The organism is Pseudomonas sp. (assembly GCF_035277045.1).
Classification (GTDB): domain Bacteria; phylum Pseudomonadota; class Gammaproteobacteria; order Pseudomonadales; family Pseudomonadaceae; genus Aquipseudomonas.
Genome location: NZ_DATELE010000066.1, coordinates 1 through 3,207 on the forward strand (window position 1 = coordinate 1; position 3,207 = coordinate 3,207).

3 protein-coding genes are annotated in these 3,207 nt (G+C 61.1%); 1 reads left to right on the forward strand and 2 read right to left on the reverse strand.

The genetic code is table 11. The annotated features are described in order from the left end of the window. A partial coding sequence (locus tag VJS90_RS02900; RefSeq protein ID WP_324118917.1) for a DivIVA domain-containing protein occupies positions 1-651 on the reverse strand: 651 nt, incomplete at its 3' end. Between the two features lie 813 nt (positions 652-1,464). Beyond that, a complete protein-coding gene (locus VJS90_RS02905; protein ID WP_324118919.1) occupies positions 1,465-1,935 on the reverse strand; it encodes a hypothetical protein in 471 nt (156 codons plus the stop codon). Between the two features lie 613 nt (positions 1,936-2,548). On the opposite strand from VJS90_RS02905, the gene VJS90_RS02910 reads away from it, so the two are divergent. Then, entirely contained in the window at positions 2,549-3,001 is a 453-nt protein-coding gene (locus VJS90_RS02910; protein ID WP_324118921.1) for a DUF6069 family protein, read from the forward strand. Positions 3,002-3,207 lie beyond the last annotated feature (206 nt).

Here is a 3,207-nt window from a genome sequence, read left to right on the forward strand (position 1 = left end):
GTATTCCAGCTCGAAGGCACGCAACTCGTCGATGGTAGTTTCTAGGCGCGTCTTGTCCCGATGGAGTGAATCCAAGATTTCAGTCCGCTGGCGAGTGGCCTCTTGCTCCAGCGATGCTGCCTTGTCGTGTGACTGTCGTTCCCAGGCCTGCGCTGATGTGCGGGCGTCCTGAAGCAACGTCTGCGCCCGGGTATGGGCCTCGTTGATGAGAATCGCAGCCTTGTCTTGTGCTGTGGCGAGCAGTTGATCGCCATGGGTACGGGCCTGGCTCAGGATCTCCTCCGCCTTGGCCCGAGCTTCGTCAGTCAACTGGTCGGCCCTGTCCTGGGCCACGACGGGCATGGGGCCGGCGCGCCGCTCGTGATCAGTATCGAGCCTGGCCTGTTCGGTGACCAGCGGCCGCAGAGGCATGGTCTCCGGGCCAGGCCGCAGTACTTCGGGGTCCGCTGTAGTGTCGGTGGGCATGGCACCCAGCTGCTGATCCAATCGCGCCACCTGAGCGCGCAGCTCGGTGTTCTCTTGAATCATCTTGGTCAGCTCGGCTTCCACGAGGTCCAAAAAATCGTCCACCTCGTCTTCGTGGTAGCCAGGCCTACCCACGGGCGGCTTGTTGAACGTGACGTGGCGCACGTCAGCCGGGGTCAACTGCATCGGATCACCTCACGTTCTCTTCAACGGGACCGTGGATGGTGTCTGGGCTTGACCGGGTGGCCCCGGAAATCCGGCAGCTGCTCATCAGCTCGGCACTCATCGCGCGCATGTCGTGGCGCTGTTCGCACACCTGCCTGCGTTGGAGAAGCCGTGGGGACCCTCCCCTGCTCATCACCGGTCAGGCCAGTCGCCGGGTTCACCCGCACCCGCCCCGGGTGACCTGCCCCCTCTGCCGTTCCCAGCTTTGCTGGCCGTACCACCGCGGCCGCTGCGCTGGATGCATCCTCGCTCAGGCAGTGTCTGCCCAGGCGAGCAAGGCGGTATGTATTAACAGCACTCGGCGAGACATCGGCACTGATCCGCTCGTCCCGCAGCTGATCATAAATCGGTGTCTGACCCACGGCGCGATACCGTAGAGTCACCATCCCCGCGGAAGGCATCAACAGGGTGTGTATCCCTGCTGTGGACAAAATTCGTATGCCTCAGCCAGACGCTTGATGTATTCGCCGAGCCATCTGCAAGCGTCGGTCTCCTAACTTCGTGCCGCTACCCCGGCCTGCTGTTCCTCGGCTTGGTCGCCCTGACAGCCACTGTTACCGCGATCCAGGCGACGGCGTTCCCGCTGGTCGCTGAGTTCGGGATGGACGAAGGGGATCGAAGACGGCTGCTGGCCCCGCTACCACTATGAGCGATAGCAGTAGAAAAACTGTTCTTCTCGTCACTGCGGGCAATGGTCGCCTCCGCGGTGATGTTCCCGATCGGTATCGGGGAACATACCGGGATTACCGAGGGCTCGTGAGCTGCGATATGTTTTCATATCTGGCTTGGGACGTCTTTGGGGAGGTGTTTGATCAGGTCGCCGATGAATACTGAGCCATAAGTTTGGCTGAGATACTCTATGACCTTGGCGTTGGCCATCCCGTAAACAAGGTAGTTCTCAACCTCATCGAGCGTCATTCCTTCGACAAAACTGACTAGCCGACCTGAGCCCACCGCAGCCAGCCCGTAGCAAGTGGGGCCAAGGGTACGTGCGTCGCAGCGGCGAGACTTGCTCAACCGCAAACCTTGCCGCTTGGCCAGCTGGCGCAGCCGGTTTTTTCGGGCCTTTCCTCTGACCCACTGCCTTAGCCGGGCAACAGAGATCTTGGTCGTTGCCTGTTGCTGCGCGCCTGCCGGGTACACCGGGCAGGGCACTTCTTGCTTATCCGTCCCGGGTGCCGCCCAGCTGAGGGACTCCTCGGGCTGCTTTGCTCCGGATCTATATCCTCTGCGCGCGCACGGCATGATCTCAATCCTCCTCGGCAAGCACACTCGAAGTTATCCCACACGAGCGGGCTGCCATTACATTTCATTCCCTGGGCTTCTCTTTATACGTCCCTTGTTAACCCGTGGGAAGATGTGCTTTTGGTCGGCGTCGCTCATGCTGCTAGCGGGGTGCTGAACGTGGCGGCGTCGGGTAGCCAAGCGGAAGGCTTCGGGAGATGAAGAATTGCTAAACGACAACTTGAGGTTTGCTTTTTCGGTAACATTTGCCGCCTGGATACTCTGCTGCACCAACCGCTCCGTAGTCAATTAATTGCGATGATGGCGGTAAGTGTGTTCCGGCGCATGCGCGAAACGACGGTTGTGTACCCGTGTAGCTCAATGGTTTTTTCGTGCGGGTGAACAGGGGATGCACAGGCGGTGGCATGGACAGCGCAGGCTGCTGCCGTCCGCTGACACTTTTCTGTAGCCGGCATCCGCTGAGCACAGGAAGGGCATAACGATGACACCGCCAACCTCTCCGCAGCCCCCGCCGCATCAACCGCCCACCTCGCTGTCCGCCCGAGGGCGAAGACGTGGCGCCGAGAGCACATGGGAGCTACCGGTCCAACCACCCCACGATGTGCCGCCGCCCATGACGCGGTCAGCCAGCCAGCAGACGGAAGTGTCCGCGCGCCGGCTGTGGGCCGGTGGCGGCGCCACGGCAGTCGTGGCAGCCGGTATCGGCGTGGTCGGGGTATTGCTGATCCGTGGTCTGCTCGGCATCCCGATCTTGTCGGCGAAGGGCCAGCTGGTGAATCAGGCGATGACAGTCGTGCCGATCTCAGCAGCGCTGGCCGCGCTGGTGGCTACCGCATTGCTGCACCTGCTACTAATGACTACCCCGCGACCGACGGCGTTCTTCGGCGCAATTTGCGCGATTGTTGTCGCTATTATGGTGCTCCAGGTATTTATCGTGGGGGGAACCACGCAGCAGCAGGTGGCGACATCGGTGCTGTACGTAGTCATCGGCGTGGGAATCAGCTGTCTGTTATCTGGAGTGGCGCGCACCGCAGTACGCTATTTTACGCGCAGCGGTAGCCTGTGATCTCACTCACCTGATGCGCACCGCCGTTGCGGTACATGGTTTGATTTCCAATCCACAGTGCCCATCGTTCGTTGGGCGCCAGCCGACGCGACAACTCGTCAACCACAACCGGATCTGGCCCATCACCGGGCCTTGGCCTGAGATACCACGACCGTTTCGGCGGACTGATCCACGAATATGCCTGGCTCGCCTCATATGGATGAACA